Genomic DNA, 20,849 nt, shown 5'->3' on the forward strand with positions numbered 1-20,849 from the left:
TAAAACTGCATAGCGGGGTTCGGAAATTGACTGACGCTGATATGAGCGTTCTTTCCGCGCCGGTATCACTCCAACATGAGTTGCTCTGCCAGTGATTCGAGTTCCTCGGCCGCATCGAGAGCAGCAAGCCACCGGTCAGGAAGTGTTGATGCTCCGAACCGTGCACCGGCGACTGCGCCCGCTACCGCGCCAATCGTATCGGTGTCGCCGCCACGGTTGACCGCGGTCACAATCGCCTCCTCAGCACTCTCGGCGAATAATCCATCGTGGAGTGCTGTTTGCAGCGAATGGATGACGTACCCTGACGTCTCTAACGTGCGGGGTGACTCACCGCGGGCGAGTGGTTCGAGCGCTGCTACGAGTTCGTCAGGTGCGTCGGAACCGACGTAGTCGAGAGCGTCTTCCAACGGCGTAGCTACGCTGTCGAGCAGGCCGGCTATGGTAAGATTCAGAACTGCACACCCGTACGTGCACCGCGGATCAGCGTGTGTGATCTGCGAGGACTGCCGGCTCACTTCGGCGAGTCGTTGCCAGTCCGTCGCGTACGGGATAGCGAGCGGCGCGCACCGCATCACGCTCCCGTTCCCCGCGTTCTGGCCTTCCGGACTTTGCTCCCAGACCTGCTGACCGGCCTCGTCCCACTCGTCACCGCGTTTGAGCCGGGTGAGCGCCCGCCTTGTCATCCCTCCAATGTCGAACGGGCCAGTGTCGTACCACGCAACGAACTGATCAGCGACATCCGCCGGATCGAACGTTTGTTGTTCGACGAGACTACGAGCGATACACAGTGCCTGTTCGGTATCGTCAGTGATTGTCCCAGCGGGCTGGTTCCATGTGCCGTGCCCAATCATCTCGTCGAACCGCCCGTGTTCAGCGCTGATTTTCGATGCAGACTTGAACTCCACCGGTCGGCCAAGCGCATCCCCACACGCCAACCCCAGAAGAATCCCACGGGCTCGGTCCGAATCCATACCTCACTCAACGACTACCGCTGAGAAAAATGTAGGGCGGCAGTCACTCGTCGGGTTTTGTGCCGGTGCGGAGGTTCTCTCGGTAAGCCGCCCACGCTTGATACATCTCGACTTTCTCGTCCTCTGTCATCGTGTCGTGTTCATCAGGGTCGTAGAACGGGAGTTCGTCCTTGTCGGGCATCGCCATCACTCGCCCGAGTGGGTACAGTTGCTCGTAGTAGTGTTCCAGCACCCACTCTTCGCCGTGCTCCTCAACCGCTTGCTGGATGTACGGGGCAGCCTCCGGGTAGTCGTCCGTAAGCGAGTCAGTCATTGTAAGCGGGTGGTCGTGCCGCGGTGTTCGTCTCCGATTCGTCGTCCATACTGCCGGTCACGTGTCCGTGTATTCGGCGAGTGAATGGTCGAGACTATCGGTGACCCACTTACCGATCTGGATGAGGTCAAACGCCTCAATCGGGGTGTCGAGCGCATCGGCGAGCGTAGACCGAACTCCGGGTGCGAGCTCGTCGATGGGGATCGCGGTGAGGGTGTGCTGGGTGAGGAAGTAACTGCTCGCCAAGCTCGTCGGGGCGATGACGATGACGTTCTCCCCCTCAGCGTCGGCAAGCGCGAGTTCCGCATCTCGACGCTGGAACACCGTCGCATCAAGCTCCTCAACGGGGAACAGCACGCTCGCATCCCCGTGCTCAATACTCGCCCCCGCCGACCGAAAATGCCCATTGAGCATAACTATTGAAGAATATATTCCTACAGAGTATTATACTTGTGGTGGAATGCTGTACGGCAACAGGCCTCAGCCCTCAATCGCTTACCGTGGTCCCACGAACTGTCAATCACAGAGAGGCAGCGGCCACGAACCCTACGGACGTCTATCGGGCAGTCGCTAGACTGTGTTGGCGATACCGGTGAAGTACGAATGAGCGATGTCCAACTGATCCCGATCAACTTCATCGGCTTCCGCACGGAAATGGAATAGCGCGTTTCGAGTCTCCCGAATATCCTCAAGTAGATCTTCCACCATTGAGCGTTCCTGCGTTAACCGAGATGGAAGCTGCTCCAGGTTCCTCGTCATGAACAGGCGATACTCGTCGAACGAGAAATCATCGAGCCGCTCAGGGGGATCGTATCGGTCGTCATTCTCAGCACGGGGAGCGAACGCTTCCTCCATGCATTGGTCTAAATCATCGACCGACTCCCGGAAGATATGCCGAAGGCTTTCCTCAATCTCACCAATCTTCAGAAACGGATCGACTTGAACTTCAAGGAAATACAGGATATCATACCGCGTCAGAATCCCTTCAAGCCCATCCGAATCACCAATGAGGACAAAATCATCCTCAGCAAATGTCTTGAACAACTCGAAAATATCGTGGTCAGGATTGACAAACTTCGGTGACGTATTCAACGCAATCTTCACCGAAGTTTCCTCGACACTCACATCCTCCATCGATTTCACGTACCTCGCAATCGACTTGTACGTCACAACGCCCTCGACCCCGTACTCGCTCTCCACCGGGAGCTGGTCAAAATCGTTGTCCAGCATCATCTCCAACGCAGTCTGAATCGAATCGTCGATATCGACCGTCACTGGCTCATCCGGCGACGCGGCTGTACTATGAGACAAGACATCGTCCGCCGTGAAGAACTGCATATCTACGCCAACCCAGTGTAGAACTAATTACCTTATGCAGCCACCCCAATCTCACACGGCGGGGGTCAGGGAAGGTAGACCGAATAGTCCGACGGATTCATCGACTCCAATTCAAACGACGTGAGCCCGTCGAAGAACTCCTCAATAACCGTGATGAGATGGTGGAAATCAGCGATCAAGGCATGCATCATCTCGTTCGGATTCTGCTCCTCAACCTCATACCCCCAGAAGTCCTCAGGCGGAATATCGAATTTCCCGACCGACTCGTACGTGATCGTCATGTCGAAATCGCTGACGAAGTTCTCCTCAATCTCGAACTCGTAGCTTCGACTCCCAATCCCGGTAGAGATCGTGAACTCGCGCCCGTCCCCAGTTCCCCGGTAATCTGCGATACGCCACTCATTCAGCTCTGGTGTTCCGGTCGTGTGGAACGAGACGCGTAACCCGTTGCTATCATCGCTCGTGTCCCCACTCGCAGCCTTCACCTCTGCTACCTCCCATGGGTGGTCGTCGTATTCCTGCAGACGAGTCTGTAGGTCGGGGACAAGGGAAAGAGACTCTCGATACTCAGACCGGGTCGTGTAGTGCAGATCAAACAGTCCACCATCTTCGTCTGGGTCGTAGTCGTCGTCTTTGATGCTCTCGGGTTCCCACGCATCCAATCGTTCCTCTACGTCGTCGCTGAAGCTGGGCTTGTCCGACAGTTCCTCCAACAGGCTCGTGATCGAAGGCGGTGTGGTCCCGCTGGACTCGTCACCAGACTCATCGGTGAATTTCTCGCGGAGATTCTTGACCCGGGACTGGTACTGCCCTCGGTAGTCCTGGGTGAAATCCAAGATCTCAGCAATATCTCCCTCTGTCAACCCGGGGCCTGCTGCATCACGGAGGTCATCAGGATCGAGGTCTGACGGGTCTCCCTGCGGCCCGGATTTCTCCGTCCAGTGCAGTCCGACGTCGTACAGCGTCCACGTCAGGTCTTTCGGGACTTGAACCCCACCGCTCGGACCTTTCCTCGTTGGTTTGTACCCGATTTGCCGGTAGATCTCCTCCGTGACCTCCGGTGCCTGCAGCGGAATCGGATGGCTCCGACCAGACACCCGTGCATGAACGTAATACCCGTCCCTCTCATTCGAATCAGCATATTCCTTCAAAACCGCCATACGGCCACCTTGTCGTGATGTGTCATATACCCCTAGTTCTCCCGCGGCCGACTCCCCCAATGCCCACCAGGAACTCCTGTACGAGACCACCTGCGAAAACGAGTGGGTGAAACTCTTAATTGATGATCGGTTCCAGCAGTCGTGCTGAATGGAGCGCGCAAGTAGGTCACCCCTCTAAATACTGCTATGCCAACGGTGGTCTGCTTCCATAGACAAATGGTTCAGGATTCCGATCACCCCTACCATCCCTCCGCTTAAATGTCAGTTACTCATATATGCCGGCAAAGACGGTGCCACGTGGCCATGTTCGGAAAGATGCAGTCCGGGCTAACTCAACTTTACGCACAGAATCGGGGAGGAGTCACAGATACCGGAGAATACTCTGCCCGCGGGATTTCACGGACTGTGTACTGGTTCCACGACGAGAGCAAACGGATGGGTGACTACTCTCCCTTTGGCACACTATTACTGAACGAGCAAGCCAAGGAGGATTTCTCAGAAGACGTGGTCGACTACGTATTCCTCCACGAGGTCGGTCACGACCAGATGGGATTCATCGGAAGGACCCTGTTCTGGATATTCTACCTCACGTTCGGCCTGCTCCTTCTCGCCGGGATAATAGCCTTACCACGAACCCTCGTTGCAGCCTTCCAGTTCGCACCTTCCACAGTTATGGTACCCGCGTATCTGGTCGCAGGGATTGGGATCACCGTCGCCGCCATGCTTCCGTTCGCAGCCGTTTGCTGGATCGATGAGACACTGGCCGAACTCTTTGCTATCTCCAAGATTGGACGATCACAGTATCGGTCCGTACTCGACGAGGTTAAGGAGGAGTCAGATGCTGGACTCATTCGCAGGATTCGCCTCCGAATTCAGTACCCACCTGAATCATTGATCCTCTGGATCGCACGTAAGCGAGGAATCGGCAGCCAATAGAATCCTGGATTCGTGAGAAAGTTTATGAGAATCTATCTGAAAAAGACCAGGTAAGAAATGGTGGGTGTGTTCGGGTCGATCCGATACGTCATCAATACCTATCTCAGTAGTGCCGTCGGGAACTTCTTCCAGTTCGGCCGCCAGCAACTCGGTCTTCTCGTAGTACTCACTCTCGCCGGATCAGCACTCCTCGGCGTCTCACCGGTAGAAGCCATCAAAACAGTTGGAGCGATAAGTCTACGCCGAACTACCGCTCTCTGGGGGATTACCTCTGTGCGACGAGCTGTCACCACCGGACTAATCGAGATTCTAGTCTGGGAAGGAATTGCCTTCCTCGGGTGCGCTGTCAGCGGCTTCAGGCTGTATCAAAACACGGACTGAACCACAACAATCCCTGAATTCAATTTCTGGACTGTCCGAGCATGGCCGAGTTCTGACGCTGAGGGTTTCAATAGGGCCGAACGGTGAAAAGAGAAACCTGTGGATTTGGGCCAAAGGGCAGCAGGCCGCGAATCTGATCAGTCGTCGCTCCCGACTGGTCCGAGTCGTCGAACTCGCCCGGCCTCCACGAGCCGTTTCAACCCGTCTCGGGTCGGCCACCCCCACGGTGCTTCCTCCACCTGCTGATTTGGCGCAATGGCGCGGAAATGGGACCCGTAGCCGTTCGTGACGAGGCGGCGTTGACACCCGGCGATCTCGAACATCCCGAGATCCAACCCGTCGGCGAGCCGACCGATGTGAGCCGCACCCGCTCGATACCCCAAGATCAGCTTCGGACGGAACTCAGCCATGCTTTCTACGGGAAACTCGTAATTCTTGTACGTGATTGGCGTCCCCAGTTCCAACACGTCTCCCCACGGGTCGTACACGCCGAGTTCGAACGGCTCCGCTAACTCAGGTTCGAGCGCCTGTCGGGCTGCCCGTCGCTGATCGTCGTGATCCGTGTGGAACACCCAGTACATCACGAACCCTAACCGGAGTGCCTCCCGCGTCTTCTCCCGGTACGGTTGCTCCGACCCCGCCACGAACTCAATCCACCGATTCACCCCTTCACCGAGAATCATGCAATCCGGCACCCGATCCGCGACCGTCCGCTCAAACCGATACTCCCCCGGGAACCACGGGTCTCGCTTCTCACGTTTCCGCCGGTCCAACGCCACCTTCCCCCACAAATGCTCCGGCGACTCACTGCCCGCCGACCGCAACCGGTCCGGACACCCCCAGATCTCAAACTCACGCATCCACAACCCACCCCGTCAACACCCAGCTCATTCGCCTGCCCTCGTTGGTGTCAACGACTTCACGCCGAAATCCGACTTGCTACAGTACCGTTCAGCGACCCGGCCAAGCGCCTGCGTCCGCAGCACGTCCGCCACGTTGTGCAAGGTGAGCTCTGCGAACCACCCGTTCTCGAACGCCGCCACAGCCGCCTCACTCCCATCGAACGGATCCACAGCACCGTACTCGCCATCACACAGCACCTCGTACACTCCGGCCAGGTCTCGATGCTCCTCGCCGTCAACGGTCGTGTTGAACCGGTCGGCGACGACCGACATCACATCCGCGTACGCCACATCAGCGAACGGCCACGCCACCCCGAGCCGTGCGTACCGCGTCCGGAGGAACGGCACGTCGAACCCGCCGCGCCACCGCTCCCCATTATACGCGACCAGGAGCACGTCCGACCCGCAGAGCCGATCCGCAACGAACCCAGACACGGCCACGAGCAACCCTTCCTCAGACGCGTGCGTCGACACGTTCACCACCGCATCCGTCGCTGCCTCCACCTCACTCGTCACGTCACCGGGCGGCCGACCGCCCGTCTGCACGAACACGCGCACCCTCATCGACAACCCGAACCCGACCACCGTCACTTCGTCCTCGACGTCGAATCCGGTCGTCTCGATGTCGAACGCCACTTGCTCCAGCACCACTACGACTCACCTCCTGCCGCGGCAACTCCGCGCTCCGGAACCCGATCCTCACCCGCCGGGCGAACACGGAACTCACCGAACCCGAGGCGAGAATGCGTCCCCACACGCAGCACGCCGTTCTTCGCCGTCTCCACCGGGTCATCACCAGCATACCGGACGACCTGTCCGTGATCCACCGTCTTTACCGCGTACGTCTCATCACCATCCACGAGCCGCGTCTCCCGACGACGCAGCCCAGTCGATGACGGGGCATTCGTCTCCCCTGTATCGACACGCCACCACCACGGCACGCTCTGCGAATCGCCACTCGGATGCTCCGAATCCATCACGTACGGAGACACCAACTCGATCCGGCACGACTCCGCGCTCGACTGCGCTGCTTCCAACCGCGAGTAGTCCAGCGACTCCAAGTCCACGAGTTGCGTGTCGACTAGCGACAGTTCACCGAACCCGTAGTTCCGCGCGCCGCCGACCTGCAGCCCGTCGAGCACATCCTCAGCGACCGGCACAACCTCGTCATCGCCCCGGCCTCCGTGCAGGTAGCAGTGAACGTACCACGACACTGAGCGCCGCCGATTCCGTTGCCCGGCCGGTCGCCCAAACCAGCACGTCCCATCGAACGACACCCGATCACCGTGCCGTTGCAGATCGTAAGCGTTGTGCGCGTCCCGCGACCGTGACGACAGTAACCATCGTTGCGCCGGGTCACGGAACACGAATAAATCCTCGTACGAGGTAACGTCAGGCAGCGACTGCCCGAGTTTGCCTGCGTACCCGTCTTTGGAGTGTTGCTCTGGGTACTCTCCGTACTCGCCCGGTAGGAACACGCCGTGACTCACGTGCAGCGACCGACGCGTCTCAGCATCGACCTGCCGCGCAACAGCGTTGAACAACGCGTTCCCCGTCACGAAGTACGGATGCCCGAGATACTGCCCATCCAGCTCGAACAACACCTGCTGGAGCCGCGTCATGCACAACCCCCCGTGTTTCCAGTCCACACACTGATACGACGCGACACAACTTCGACGACACCCCACGGGACACACACGCTCTTTCCAGCGTCACGACCGGGACAGCGGCTGTAGCTAGCGAACCATCGAACCGGGGCACGACGATCTCGACCGGTGCGTGTCCGGACCCCCCACACCCTGTTTCCAGTGTCTTTCACCACTCGCCGCGACTCGACACACACCCCATTTCCAGTGTCCTCACACGCCTCGTTTCCAGTGCCACGGGCGCGAGACCGGCTCTCGTCATCGAACACGGTACACACGTCACGCATCACGCCCATCACCTCCCGTACCAGCAGCCACTGGATCCAACGCCGCGACGTACTCTTCGATGAACTGGAGCGCCGCCGACCACGACCGGACCCGTCGTAGTTGCGCATCGAGCACCCGCCACCGACGCGCCCTATCCACATCGAACGGGACCGCCGGCAACCGCGCCCACACGTCAGCAAACGACCGCGCCGGCGCGCCACCAAGCCGCGCCGCCGGACGATCACCCGGCTCACCAGTCACGTGCACCGCGAACCCCGACGTTACCAGCACCGTGCGATGCGGCACGACCGCTGGCCCAGTAGTCCCGTCACGCTCGCTGACCGCAAGGAACAACTCATCGAACTCGAACCCCGACCGGTAATTATCCAGCAGGGCAGCTGCCAGCAGCGTGTGGTACTTCAACGACGTGTACGGATAGTACGGAGACTCACTGAACAACGACGTCACCACCGAATCCAGCCACGCCGAATGCAACGCCTCGGCATCCTCCACGCTGATCAGTTCGGTTAACGACCCGCCGACATCACCGACCGGCTCCACCGTCGACGCCACCTTTCCGGTCAGCAGCGACACCCGAAACCACGACTCGTGCGCATCCAGCGTCTGTTCTGGTTCTCCGCGCGGCCGGCTGAGTAACGCCGCATCCCGATCCGCACCCAACGGCACCTGCTCGTTCACCCGCATCCCCCGGAACGAGTCTTCAGCGTGCTCGTGACCACGCATCCGCGCCTTGTGGATATCGTGCCTGTACACCGCGACCATCGGATCCACACCCGAGTCACCCGACTTCTGCTTCGACACGAACGGGCGGATCGACTCCGACGGCGGCTGCAACGACTCCTCACCCGAGTCACCAGGATCCGTCACGCCGACCCACCTCCCGGCACCGCAACGTCCCCATCACGCGCCGCCACACGCGCCTGCAACGCCCGCACGAACGCCGGACGACACTCAGCCGCCCACATCTCATCCTTCTCCTCCATCGCCTGCGTCACCGCCTGTGCCCTGTTGAACACACGGCGGACCTCCTGCTCACTGTACAGCGGGTTAATCACCCAGACGTCAGCGATGCCAGCACCGAAGTTCCGAGCGCCACCGACCTGGAACTCGAACTGATCACTATGCGCGTCGAGGAACGACACCGCTTCTAACAGTAGGCCGACGAACTCCGGCTTCAACTCTCGGAGCGTCAGCTTCCACGTCCCCTCGACGTTCCCGAGGACATCCCGGTCCGCTTGCCGGAGCGGCTGGCCACCGTCCTCCTTGTTCCGCGACCGTACCTGGTTCGAGATTTGTCGGAAGTGTGCCTCCGCCTCTCCGTCCAGGACATCCACCTGTCTCCGGATTGGTGAAAACGACACCGGGCGACGCAGCAACGTCCCCGGCTTATCACCGAACCCACCAAACAGGTCGTAGATCACACACCCATCGTCGTGTTCGTCGAGACACGAACCCTTCTCGTGGTAACCCGAATCGAGGTCGCGCTCGTACACGTTCGCACGCATGTAATCAGCGTCCGGTTCACCCGGATGACACGCCGTCGTCCCAGCAATCTGGAGCACCTGCTCACAGCCGTGCCGCAGCCACCCAGACAGCGTGAACGGGCTGATTTGTCCTTCAATCTGATTCATCGGATCGTCCGCCTCGTACCGATCCGCCGACGCATGATGCCGATCCGTGACGATTCCGTCTCCTGGGGAGAGCAGATCAATTTCGAGCCCCACGTACACGTGCGGTAGCAACATCTCCTCCACCGACCGCGGCAGGTCCAACTCGACATCGAGATGCGAATCCACGAGCGCCGACTCGCTCGACGTCATCGCTCACCACCCCAGAACAACCCGCGAACCACGCCGCCATCTGGTCGACCCGCACGACGTTGCGCCTCACCCAAAGACACCTTCGCAGGCGATTCAGGCGTTTCCTGTGCCTCAACATCAGACGCGACGTTTGCAACCGAACCACCATCTGGGACCAGACGGACGGACTTCGTCGCCGCCGCACTTACCGCCACAACTTCCGGCGAGAGCAACACCGGCCACGACGACTGCGTCGCGCCATCGCTGCACCATCCAACACGACCCTCAACCACCAGTTCACGCACACCCAGCGTATACTCCTCGGGAAGCTCGTGCGCTTCACCACTGCACACCACGTAACCGACCTGAAACATCACCTCTCCGGCTGGACGAAACACGTACACAACAACCGATTCACCCTCACGAAGAGGCGAGCCGCACACTTGACACGTCGCGACCCCTTCCCCGAGCGAAATTTTTTCCAGTTGGTTTATTTCTTCAGTGAAATCTCGATCCGTGCCTTCTTGTCGGTCTGGAATTGAATCCTCCATTGGGGTTACCTCGGATTACCAGGAAGCCCCGCCCGCGTGCTCCACCACGCGGGTATCCTCTACGCTGGATCTCCCGTTGGGCCGGGCTTCCTTATCCAATGCATTAGCACGCATTGGTAAAAGCGTTACCATTGCATTAGGATGCATTGGGTGCAAGAGATTAAACCCCTTCTACAGGTAGATGCAATGGATGGAGTAATGCCCAAAGATCGAGATGAGGAGACGGGGAAATACACCGAGCGGTATACTCGGGAGCAATTTCTCTCTGCCTTAGAATCATTAGGGGGATCAGCGGGTACTCAGGAAGTAGCCGACGAAGTTGATTGTGCCTACAGAACTGCTCACGCTAAACTCACTGAATTGGAGGAAGAAGGAAAACTCACTTCTCGAAAGGTTGGGAACGCTAAGCTATGGGAACTAGATTCTTCTGAAGATGGATAACTCCGATTCTCCTTCGAGCTCACGGTGGGGTGACCAATTGTGAAAGTCGTGAATATGGTCGGTTCGGGCTCGCTCCATCTTGAGATTGATCTTGAAACACTCTCTGACGAAATCGGTCAACCTCGGGCTCGATATGACCCTGATAAGTATCCTGGCATGTATCTTCGATTCGAGGAAGATGGCCCGCTGATCACTGTATACAGGACTGGCAAATACATCATTACTGGACCAACTTCTGAGGAGGAGCTGTTCGACCTTCGGGAACAGTTCCTGAAGTTCCTGTCCGATATGGACGTCACTGGAAATGCGACTGACGAGTGGTTCTCCGTTCAAAACTACGTCTGTACTGAAGACCTCGGCCAGACTCTGAATCTTAATGCACTCGCTATCGGATTGGGACTGGAACGGACGGAGTACGAACCCGAACAATTCCCAGGCCTCATTTACCGTCCTGAAGGATACGACGGGGTAGTTCTGCTCTTTGCTACCGGCCGCGTCGTGATTACCGGGTGTCGGAGTACAGATGCGGCAGAACAGATATTCACCGACCTGAAGGACGATTTGACGGAGTTTGTTTGAATCGGGTAACTCGCGTTCGCATATGGGATGCTTCTCCGATCAAATCAACATTTAAGTCGGGTGCAGGAGCAAGGTGCTGTATGTCCATTTGCCTCGTCCAATCGAACATTTCCACCAAACTCATCATCCATGACTGACGAGCAAACCAAAGAGATTCGGCGGCGTTTAGACGAGGACCTCTCTCTAGGTGAATTCGAACGCGATTACCGCTCCACGGGAGAGGCAGCAACGCAGTTCTTCCAAGACCTCTTCGTTCAGGTCCTCAACTTCGAAGAGACGACGTCACCTCTTGGTGACGCAACCTGGCAGGACATCCCTGTTCACGAGTGGCCGAACACAGCTCGGGCAAATGCCGCTCGGCTCTTCGCCGAATCAGGGAACTTCCGCGTGATCTATGTCGAACTGGAGAAGCTGACCCGGACAGCCGAACGGAATGCGATCCAGAGCCTCACTCGGTCGGACAAAACGAGTGGCTGGGCTATCGATGGTTCCTTCCTAACTGTATTCCACGCACCTGATGAGGACGTCTGGCACCTCGTCACTCCCTACGAGGAGGGGACGGACGACATCACGACTGGACGTCCAGTGCTGCGCAGGTACACGCTCGGTGAGGGTGAAACTCACCGCACCGTCGCCGACGCGCTGTCGAATATGGACGCCAGCAAGGGGCGGCTGGCAGAACGTATCGACGAGGCATTCCGAGTCAAGCCAGTTACCAAGGACTTCTACGAGAATTACAAGAACGCGTTCGACACGCTCACAAAGGAACTTCGTAGGAAAGGACTAGGAACGGAGGATGCCGACCGGTATGCGCACGTGACGCTTAACCGGTTGATGTTCTTTTATTACATTCAAAAGAAGGGCTGGATCGGTGAGCGGAAAGACTTCGTCCGCTGGTTCCACGAACAGTATGAAGAGTCCAAAGATGAAGACGTATTTCATGAGAAGTGGCTCTCGGCACTTTTCTTTGATGGGATGAATCAGCCAGAAGGGAAGAGTACTGATGCGAACCTCCCCCCCGAGGTAGAATCGGCCGTTACTGGATTACCGTATATGAACGGCGGACTCTTCCAACCAACTGATGAGGACGAGCTTGATGCTTTCTTATCTGATGCTGCGTTGAATTCGGTTATTCGTGGGTTCCTTGAACAATACAACTTTACGATCACCGAGGAGAGTCCGTACGATATTGATGTCGCTGTGGACCCAGCGATGCTCGGGAAGATCTATGAATCTCTGATCGCGGAGGAAGAACGCGACGAGGCGGGCATCTTCTACACGCCGCGTATTGAGGTTGACCTGATGTGCCGACTATCTTTATATGAACAGTTCTGTGATCACGCTAACGACCTCACGGCCGAACATCGTCACCAAATTATCCGGTTCATATTTTCCGAGCCTCAGAACTGGGACTCTGAGGAAGCAGGTCAGACTGAAGCTCTGGAGGCCATCCTATCCGATCTTCGTATTGTTGACCCGGCGTGTGGAAGTGGTGCGTTCCTTGTCGGGATGAAACAGGTCATCCTCGAACTATACCGGAAATTAGGCGTTGAGCCGGACTACGAACTGAAAGAACAGGTAGTTAATGAAAACCTCTATGGCGTGGATATAAAGGGTTGGGCAGTCCGAGTCGCGGAGTTCCGATTGTGGTTATCTCTAATTGAGAGCGCCGACACTATTCCGGAAACACCCGTTTTACCGAATTTCCGATATAAATTGCAAGTCGGAGATAGTATCATACAAACGATTGATGAAGAACGGGTGTCGTTGGACAGTCTTGAACGAACGGTCTCTGGCCAAACAGGAGAACTGATAGAGGAGTTGACTAACCTGAAAGATCGATACTTTGAGGGTGAAAGTGGCCTGTGGGACGACATCCAGGCCAAACAACGCGAGGTCCTTATACAACATATTGAATCGCGGATTGAAGAATTAGAGAATACGACCAGCCAGCAGACATTAACTGGGGGAATTACGGAAGAGTCCGAAGCTGAAGAAGCAGAAATTGAGCAACGAATTGCATCTTTGGAGGAAACCAAGACAGCCGTCGGTGAAGCTTCTGATGATGACTTATTCCTCTGGGATCTCGGGTTTCCCGAAGTGATGTTAAACGGTGGGTTTGATATTGTCATCGGGAATCCGCCGTATGTCCCAAAAGGCCGGATTAATGACGTGAACGAATCTCGGTCCGATTACAAGTCTGATCTGCAAGCATTTGTCGAGGACACGTATGGAGAATCGATTTCGGGCCATTCTGACCTATTTGTCTACTTTTTCTACAAAGGTATTGACCTCTTGCGACCCAACGGAACGCTCACATACGTAACGTCAAACGCGTGGCTTAGTCAGAACTACGGGTCGGACTTACAGGAAAGTCTGCTTAAGCATACCTCACTCAAGCGAGTGTTGGATAATCAAGTTCAGCGTACCTTCTCTGATGCGGATGTGAACACAGTCATAACGAACCTGAACAAAACTCAAAACAGCGAGTTGGATGACTCAGTGTCGTTCATTTCACTTGACCGTCCATACGAATCTCTTATAGATTTATCCACTATTGACCGGATGCTGTCGACAGATGCCTCTACGGACTCAGTGGCGTACAATGGCGAGTCTTTCCCCGTACATAGTGAGGACGAATTCCACCGGTATCTCATCCCAGAGGATACCCTCTGGCGGCTTGGTGGAGGTACTGTTCTTGACCCGAAGGATGGCCAGCGTAATCACCTTCACAACGGCGATCAGGTCCAGCCAGCAGGAACCTACTCAAATGGGAACTGGGGTGTATTCTTCAGGGCACCACTCATCTATTTCGAAATTTTAGAAAAATGTGAAAATATCGAAGACGCAGAATCAGTCGCAGCTAAGATTAGACGTGGGATCACAACTGGTGCAGATGACTTCTTCTATCTCCCACTACCCGGACATTCATCGAAGTTCTTTGAGTCCGAGTTTGACGATCAAACTGGTGATCTCCATCTCTATCTGAAGGATGAAGAGGTTAAGACCAATTTCAAAGAACAAGGGTTCACCGTTACCGAGCCTATGTTCACAGTCGAGCGTGAGTACGTTGCAACCACAATTGATGGTCTCCCCGAAGAATTTGTTGACAGTTCGCTTACTTTCTCTGCTAACGGTCAAACGTACATACCGAATGTAGTATTGCAATCTCCAGAAGAGACCTCTGGTGTTTCGCTGTCACCAGAGGAGTTCAACTATCTGGTTCTCATGGCTCATGGGTCCAAATCAAGCCTTCAGTCAGGTGTACAGGAATATATTGAGTGGGGTGAATCTTGGGAGCCGGCTAGGTACAGCAAGTATCCAAATCGGAACTTGGTACAGGGCCGTGGTGGTAACTGGTACGACCTTGCACAGGAGAAGTTCACCCCTGATGTTGTAACCTCCAAGAGAGTTGATAAGCGTGTGATTGCCGCTGCAAATGAGATTGGAGCTTATGCAAATCAAAATGTGCAGTGCATTAACTATGATGGGCCTCCATCCGGAATAGCGGCTGTAATGAACTCGTCATTAGCCTGGTTGTCAATCGAAATAGTTGGGAATCGTGGTCTTGGAGGTGGTGCACTTGAGATCGGTGTATCACCCCTAAAACGTGTAAAAATCCCTGTCCCCGATGATAACATATCTGCGGAGGAGTACCGAGCGGCGTTGGATGATAAGGATCTCTCACAAAGTATCTACGAACAATTCGGGGCCGAGGAGCCGGAAGATGTAACGTTGGAGACTATGTCACCTGGACGGCGTACTGTTGACGAGCTTGTACTTGGAGAAATACTAGGGCTCTCTGAGGATGATCAAGTTAAAATCGCTCAAGAATTGCTTCGAATAGTCAAGAACCGTATTGCGAAGTCAGAGAGTACGTAACTGTGAGCGAAAATATTCAAATAATCGATAACAAGCGCTACTCCCACCTAGACGAGGTATTGAAATCAGGGCTCGAAAGCGACGGTGTTGACCGGGTAAGAATCGCTGTCGGATACCTCTATATGAGCGGTCTGAAGCGACTTCGTCCTGAACTGGATGAATTCCTCGACAATGGCGGTACGCTCCAGGTCCTGATGGGGAATCCGGATCAGCAGGGTTTGGACGAACTCATAGAGGCCCATCAGAACCTCCGTCTCACTGGAACGAAGTTCAAACAATCACAGAATGTCAAGTGGAGTGAGCGCACAGAGATTCGCGCTGAAACTGCGAATAACTACTCGAACCAACTGCTCTACGAGAATCCTACTGCGGAGAATCAAGCGTTTTTCACAAAACTGATCGACTGGCTGGAACAGGGACGTATTCAGCCTAAGTTGTATCTTCAGGAGCGGTTTCACGCGAAGGCGTACCTCTTCGAGAAAGACGAAGGAGACATCTTCACCCCCAAAGACGTCGGCGTCGTTGGCTCGTCGAACCTCAGCCTCAGCGGCCTCCACAGCAATACAGAACTCAACGCCCCGGTCTACAACGAGAGGGTTACCCAACTGAAGGAGTGGTTCGATGACTTGTGGGACGACGCCGTTGAATTCGATGCCGATCTGCTGGACGCGTTTGAAGACTCGTGGGTTTCGAACAATCCTGGGCACGTCTCAACAGATGATGAACCACCGGCACTTCCGGGTGAGTCGCTTCCAGACGACACGGTAGAAACACTTCGGGATGTCAGTGCGGGAACTGGGCTCCCTGCACCGTACTTGGTGTACGCGAAGATCCTCTATGAACTGTACAAGGAGACGTTGGAGACTGCTGAGGACTACCTGCAGTCGTTCGACGTGTACGAGGACCTCTACGAGTTCCAGCAGTGGGCAGTGAATCGCGGGATCCGAATCGCCAACAAGTACGACGGGGTTCTGGTCTCCGACGTTGTCGGGATGGGGAAGACGTTTGTTGGCCTCGGGCTTCTCGAACACTTCCACGCCCGGAATCGGCTCCGTGGGAACAAGGGGAAGATGCTGATCATCTCGCCGAAGCATCTCCAGCCGATGTGGGAGCGGATGGTCAACAAGCAGTACAACTTCAACGCGGAGGTGATCAGCCTGGGGATGGTGTCGAAGGAGGATTTCCACGAGACGCTACTTGAAGAGCACGACGACGCGTCAGTGTGTCTCGTCGACGAGGCGCACCACTTCCGGAACGACGATACGCATCGGTACAATAATCTACAGGCGTTCCTGCCGACGGTCAATCAGACGATTCTCCTGACTGCGACACCGTATACGAAGAGTGCGTGGGACGTGTATAATCAGATCAAGCTGTTCCACATCGAAGACCTCACGCAGATCCCGATTACGCCGCCGAACCTCTATGACTTCACGAAGATGGCGGAGAACGATGAAACGGATCTCTCGAACCTTCTGAGTCACGTGATGGTGCGGCGGACTCGACAAGACATCATCGACCAGTACGGCGAGGAAGACGAGGAGGGTCAAGTGTACCTCCAGATGGGTGGGGAACGACGGTACCTCCCGGACCGGAACTTACAAACGGTCGATTACAATCTGCACGAGACGTACTCGACCGCAGACGGCGTCAATGATTCTCTGTATGATGCGATTGTGGAGACGCTGGAGGACCTCACGTTCGCTCGGTACTCGCTTGGACAGGAAGACTACCTGAAGACTGGGTACGCGAACCAGGACCCGTATCAAAACCTCTCCTCGATGGGGAGGAGCATTCGTGGGTTGATGAAGTCCAACCTTCTGAAGCGGTTGGAAAGCAGTGTTCATGCCTTCTACACGTCGCTTACCCGGATGCTGCGGAGTTACCGGATGTTCCGTGATCTCCTTGATGAGGGGACTGTGGCTGTCGGAAGCGATGTCTCGGAGCTCATCAACAGTGGCGAGCAGATCGACACCATTCTTGAGGAGATCGATGAGATGGTTGAGGATGGAGAATACGCGGCTTACCAAACGGAGGCCTTCCATCTCGAAGAGCTGAAGCGTGATCTTGAGACTGACATCCAACTCTTGGCTGAACTGCAAGACACCTTGGAGCCGTTCCATCAGGACATCCAGGATGACTACGCGATGGATGACAAGGTTGAGCAGCTCCGGCAGCTTCTCGGGAATCTCCGTATTGGGTCACATGAGATTCTCCAACGCGGTGACCGCGCTGAGAAGCTGATCGTGTTCACCCAGTTCACAGATACGGTGAAGTACCTGGAAGCTGCGTTTGAGCAGTTCCAAGATCGGGGACTGCTCTCTGATGACGTTCGGTTTGCAAGTGCGACCAGTGATACCTCGAACGTCGAGAAGCTCATTCAGCGCTTCGCCCCTGAAGCGAATGATGCGCGAGACAAAATCGACCCGAGTGACGAGATTGACGTGTTATTTGCAACCGACGTGGCAGGGGAGGGGGTCAATCTTCAGGATGCGAATTTAGTGATCAACTACGATCTGCACTGGAATCCTCTCCGTCTAATTCAGCGGATTGGTCGTGTTGACCGTCTTGGAAGCGGGCACGAAGACATCTATGCACTCAATTTCCTGCCGGAAACGGAACTCGAAGAGGAACTCGGTATCGTTGACCGCGTTGAATCTCGGGTTCAAGAGATTAGTAACGTCCTCGGTGAAGACGGGGAGATTCTGAGTCCGGAAGACAACGTGAACCGGTCGTACATGGAGGACATCTACGCCGAGGAGGACATTGAGAAGGTCGAAGACGACGTGAACGAGATTATTGGGAGCGACGACCTTATCGGTCCCGCGAGTAGCCTACAGGACCTCAAACAGGAGTACCCAGATCTCCTTAGTTGGTTGGATGATCGTGACGGGATTCGGAGTGCGATGGAGTGGGATCGAGAGTACGACGGCGTCGTCATTGTCTACCGGCAAGGAGACTACACGACCCCATACCTCGTGACGTTCCCAAGCGAAGGAGGGCAAGACCTCGCCTCACAGGAAAAAGACACCATCGTCGAAACCATCACGTGTCCCGTCGATGAACCAGTCGCGTCCGTTGACGCAGAGACGTTCGACAGTCGCTACGAACGGGCTGTGCAAGTGGCGCGGACGGAGTTCGGCGATGACATGGGTAAGCGCCGTCAATTCCAGCGAGAAGCTCGCCAAGGTGCAAGTATCGACCGAGACTACGTGGTTGACGAACTCGGAGAGGTTGCGTCGTCTGTAGAGAACACCGACCAACAGCGGACACTAGCGCAGTTCCAAGATATCGTTGAGACTGTCTCGGCAGACCAGATCCTCAACGAATTCAGGGACCTTCGGAACGGGGAAGTTACGGGTGAAGAGCTGGTGGCTGCTGTCCGGGAGATCATCTCTCGGTACAATCTGCAAGAGAAATACGAAGAACGGCAGGAGTGGGCGGAAGAGCAGGAAGAGCCTCCGCACGTCGTCGCGGGGATGTACCTGAAGGGCCAAGAGTAGACCACAGCGCGCCGCGCTGAGGTTCAAATACGATTACGCTCAACTTGGTTGTGTGAGTCAGTTAGAGCAACTTCCCACGACCGATTCTGGGCACGTAGTGAAGCGACACGCAATCGACTGGCTGAGTGGTCTTGATGAGGCTTCTGAACAAGAGATTCGAGAGTCAGTCATCGAGAAACCTAACGGCTTCACCGGGAGCAAATACCCAACCGAGATATCTGACATTCGAGTCACGGGGTCCCCAGATTTTGTTGAAGCAGTCGGAAGCCTGTTCAAACCGCTCCTAAAGTTCGAAGGAGAAGAGACACGGCTCGAAATCAATCTTCAACGGACCGAAGACCGAGACACAGGGGAATTGACTGATAACTACGCGCTCTATTTGTCTGTAGCCGAACGGGGGTAGGAAACGGAATTCTCGTTCGGTTGATGCTCTTAATCGTTGATGTGAAGAGGGAACCCATTTTCCGACCGGATTCGTAGATCTCCTTAGAATACGTGCATCAACGCACAGGAGGTTCAATAATACCATGTTGGAATGTTTAGGACGGAGCGTACCGCAGTCACTCGTTACCCACTACTCGGCGAGGAAGGACCGCCGTGTTAATTAATCAGATTGGGTCTATAGCGGTGCTATTCGTCCGGTTCTGGTTCCAGTTGTTTTCCGGGGAATACTGGATCGCGGTCTGCCTGTCCAGCCTTTCCGATCAGTTCGGCACTGACAGCACCAGCGATGTCTGCCAGCATCTCTCTGTGGAGTAGCTCGCCTCCGTGCGCGAACGCAACGATGTCTATCAGACTGCGAAGAAACGACTGTGTATCGTACGTCAGGAGATCTCTGTGAACGATAATCAGTTCATCGTCGTGTTCGCAGGTCACCATCCTCGATGGATCTGTTGCCCGCAGTGATTCCGAAACTTTCGCTTCCCACTCCTCACCCGGTAGGGCAACCCACGAGAACACGTCGTGGCGCAACTCCCACGTCTCCAGTTCCTCATCGTTGAGATCATCCTCGCCGACAAACTCGTAGCTGAACGACTCTTTGTACTCCTCACGGTATTCTTCGGCCCCACGGATCGGGTCGCCGTTGACGTCAGAGGTGTCCTCGATATCCGGCTTGATTCGGTCCGGAATAGTTACAATCTCATAGCCGTCCGCGCGAGCATTGTCGAACAAGTTCTGACTACGATGCTGCTCGTCATGTGTCGCCACCACGACGTCCCGTTCCGCGTTCAGAATCTTGACCGCGTGGACCTGCACCGGTTTCCAGTCTAACTCGTCGTGTGTCTCACCCGTCACAAACGCGTTCAAATCATCGACTAGCCGCGATGCCACAGTCTCTGATTCACATGCTTGCAGGATTTTCTTCACTCGCGTTGAGTACGCTGTCCGCCCCACGTTCGACCGCTCACGATTCAGTGCGTCGTTGATTTTCTTCGTCGTGTTCGTGATATTGTAACTAAACAGGAAGTTCGGCTCTGACGCCACACGAAGCCCACTCACGAACACCGACGCATCCTCAGTCTCAGAGACTTCGTATACGTCACCGAATCGGGTCTGTTCCAGTAGTTCTGCGTCAGTGTAATCAATGAAGTTCTGCTTTGCCGCCTCGATATCTTCGTCCGTGATCCCGTCCAGCACGACCTCTGTGCCTTTGATATCTTTCTCCGGAGGGTGTATCTCGACGTGAAGGGTCTCGATTTCTTCGAATCCGTGTTTCGGGGCTTCCTTTACCGTGAACGTGTTGTGCGGTGAATGAATCGTAATGTCGATGCCGTGCCGGTGACAGGTCGCAATTGCGTCCTTGATCCCGACGCCGAACTTCCCGATCACTTTGTCAGGGTTGTTCAGCTTCTCTTCGTCTTCGGCTTGGGTGAGATGCTCGTACCGGAATCCGCGCCCATAGTCTCGGATATGCCATGTGCCGTCGTCGCTATAGATATCAGGATCATCCGTGTCCGTGAGGGCGGCTTCGTCCAAGGCGTTTGCAATGATTTCGCGTGCTGCGTCTGCTGGCCCCCACGCCTCAAGGACTTCCTCCATATTCAAGTCAAATTCCCGTGTTGAAGTTGACATACCAATCTGGTCGCTATACAGTCAGATAATACTAATTATCGGAACGGATGTCTGAATCGTACTGTTATGAGGCAGCCTTTATTGAA

18 protein-coding genes are annotated in these 20,849 nt (G+C 55.6%); 6 read left to right on the top strand and 12 right to left on the bottom strand.

What is annotated here, in order from left to right; genetic code table 11:
* Window positions 1-65: 65 nt before the first annotated feature.
* The 5 genes from NKG98_RS04160 to NKG98_RS04180 all read right to left on the bottom strand — a co-directional run bounded on the left by NKG98_RS04160 (window position 66) and on the right by NKG98_RS04180 (window position 3,782).
* A complete protein-coding gene (locus tag NKG98_RS04160; protein ID WP_254768407.1) occupies window positions 66-971 on the bottom strand; it encodes an ADP-ribosylglycohydrolase family protein in 906 nt (301 codons plus the stop codon).
* 43 nt (window positions 972-1,014) lie between these two features.
* Window positions 1,015-1,284 (bottom strand): DUF8110 family protein, encoded by a 270-nt coding sequence (locus NKG98_RS04165; RefSeq protein ID WP_254768408.1) that lies wholly within the window; start codon window positions 1,282-1,284, stop codon window positions 1,015-1,017.
* 57 nt (window positions 1,285-1,341) lie between these two features.
* Window positions 1,342-1,698: a DUF8165 family protein gene (locus tag NKG98_RS04170; protein WP_425504381.1), complete on the bottom strand. Its 357-nt coding sequence runs from the start codon at window positions 1,696-1,698 to the stop codon at window positions 1,342-1,344.
* Between the two features lie 156 nt (window positions 1,699-1,854).
* Window positions 1,855-2,622 carry a CBS domain-containing protein gene (locus NKG98_RS04175; protein ID WP_254768410.1) on the bottom strand — a complete coding sequence of 256 codons (768 nt, stop codon included), beginning with the start codon at window positions 2,620-2,622 and terminating at the stop codon, window positions 1,855-1,857.
* Between the two features lie 65 nt (window positions 2,623-2,687).
* A complete protein-coding gene (locus NKG98_RS04180) occupies window positions 2,688-3,782 on the bottom strand; it encodes a hypothetical protein (RefSeq protein ID WP_254768411.1) in 1,095 nt (364 codons plus the stop codon).
* A 303-nt stretch (window positions 3,783-4,085) separates the two neighbouring features.
* On the opposite strand from NKG98_RS04180, the gene NKG98_RS04185 reads away from it, so the two are divergent.
* The gene (locus NKG98_RS04185; RefSeq protein ID WP_254768412.1) at window positions 4,086-4,718 is read left to right on the top strand and encodes a hypothetical protein; all 633 of its coding nucleotides are present in this window, start codon (window positions 4,086-4,088) and stop codon (window positions 4,716-4,718) included.
* A gap of 57 nt (window positions 4,719-4,775) precedes the next feature.
* Window positions 4,776-5,099 carry a hypothetical protein gene (locus tag NKG98_RS04190; RefSeq protein WP_254768413.1) on the top strand — a complete coding sequence of 108 codons (324 nt, stop codon included), beginning with the start codon at window positions 4,776-4,778 and terminating at the stop codon, window positions 5,097-5,099.
* Window positions 5,100-5,236: 137 nt separating this feature from the next.
* On the opposite strand, the gene NKG98_RS04195 is transcribed toward NKG98_RS04190, so the two are convergent.
* The 6 genes from NKG98_RS04195 to NKG98_RS04220 all read right to left on the bottom strand — a co-directional run bounded on the left by NKG98_RS04195 (window position 5,237) and on the right by NKG98_RS04220 (window position 10,285).
* Complete coding sequence (locus tag NKG98_RS04195) at window positions 5,237-5,959, bottom strand: hypothetical protein (protein WP_254768414.1); 723 nt, start codon at window positions 5,957-5,959, stop codon at window positions 5,237-5,239.
* 27 nt (window positions 5,960-5,986) lie between these two features.
* Complete coding sequence (locus NKG98_RS04200) at window positions 5,987-6,652, bottom strand: 3'-5' exonuclease family protein (RefSeq protein ID WP_254768415.1); 666 nt, start codon at window positions 6,650-6,652, stop codon at window positions 5,987-5,989.
* Window positions 6,652-7,623 (bottom strand): hypothetical protein, encoded by a 972-nt coding sequence (locus NKG98_RS04205; RefSeq protein WP_254768416.1) that lies wholly within the window; start codon window positions 7,621-7,623, stop codon window positions 6,652-6,654. The genes NKG98_RS04200 and NKG98_RS04205 overlap by 1 nt, the downstream gene beginning before the upstream one ends.
* Before the next feature lie 303 nt (window positions 7,624-7,926).
* Window positions 7,927-8,697 (bottom strand): DUF8168 family protein, encoded by a 771-nt coding sequence (locus tag NKG98_RS04210; protein ID WP_254769419.1) that lies wholly within the window; start codon window positions 8,695-8,697, stop codon window positions 7,927-7,929.
* 101 nt (window positions 8,698-8,798) lie between these two features.
* Window positions 8,799-9,755 carry a hypothetical protein gene (locus tag NKG98_RS04215; protein WP_254768417.1) on the bottom strand — a complete coding sequence of 319 codons (957 nt, stop codon included), beginning with the start codon at window positions 9,753-9,755 and terminating at the stop codon, window positions 8,799-8,801.
* Entirely contained in the window at window positions 9,752-10,285 is a 534-nt protein-coding gene (locus NKG98_RS04220) for a DUF8112 family protein (protein ID WP_254768418.1), read from the bottom strand. The genes NKG98_RS04215 and NKG98_RS04220 overlap by 4 nt, the downstream gene beginning before the upstream one ends.
* A 480-nt stretch (window positions 10,286-10,765) precedes the next feature.
* Here NKG98_RS04220 and NKG98_RS04225 point away from each other — a divergent pair, with 480 nt between their 5' ends.
* The 4 genes from NKG98_RS04225 (at window position 10,766) to NKG98_RS04240 (ending at window position 19,093) form a co-directional block, all read left to right on the top strand.
* Window positions 10,766-11,305, top strand: coding sequence for a TATA-box-binding protein (locus NKG98_RS04225; RefSeq protein WP_254768419.1), 540 nt, complete (start codon window positions 10,766-10,768; stop codon window positions 11,303-11,305).
* A 129-nt stretch (window positions 11,306-11,434) separates the two neighbouring features.
* Window positions 11,435-15,187, top strand: a complete 3,753-nt coding sequence (locus tag NKG98_RS04230) for an Eco57I restriction-modification methylase domain-containing protein (RefSeq protein ID WP_254768420.1) — start codon at window positions 11,435-11,437, stop codon at window positions 15,185-15,187.
* Between the two features lie 2 nt (window positions 15,188-15,189).
* The gene (locus NKG98_RS04235; protein ID WP_254768421.1) at window positions 15,190-18,690 is read left to right on the top strand and encodes a helicase-related protein; all 3,501 of its coding nucleotides are present in this window, start codon (window positions 15,190-15,192) and stop codon (window positions 18,688-18,690) included.
* Between the two features lie 52 nt (window positions 18,691-18,742).
* Window positions 18,743-19,093 (top strand): hypothetical protein, encoded by a 351-nt coding sequence (locus tag NKG98_RS04240; protein WP_254768422.1) that lies wholly within the window; start codon window positions 18,743-18,745, stop codon window positions 19,091-19,093.
* A gap of 227 nt (window positions 19,094-19,320) precedes the next feature.
* Here NKG98_RS04240 and NKG98_RS04245 read toward each other — a convergent pair whose 3' ends face one another.
* Window positions 19,321-20,763, bottom strand: a complete 1,443-nt coding sequence (locus NKG98_RS04245; protein ID WP_254768423.1) for an ATP-binding protein — start codon at window positions 20,761-20,763, stop codon at window positions 19,321-19,323.
* Window positions 20,764-20,849: the final 86 nt, after the last annotated feature.

Source organism: Salinilacihabitans rarus (assembly GCF_024296665.1).
GTDB classification, from domain to species: domain Archaea; phylum Halobacteriota; class Halobacteria; order Halobacteriales; family Natrialbaceae; genus Salinilacihabitans; species Salinilacihabitans rarus.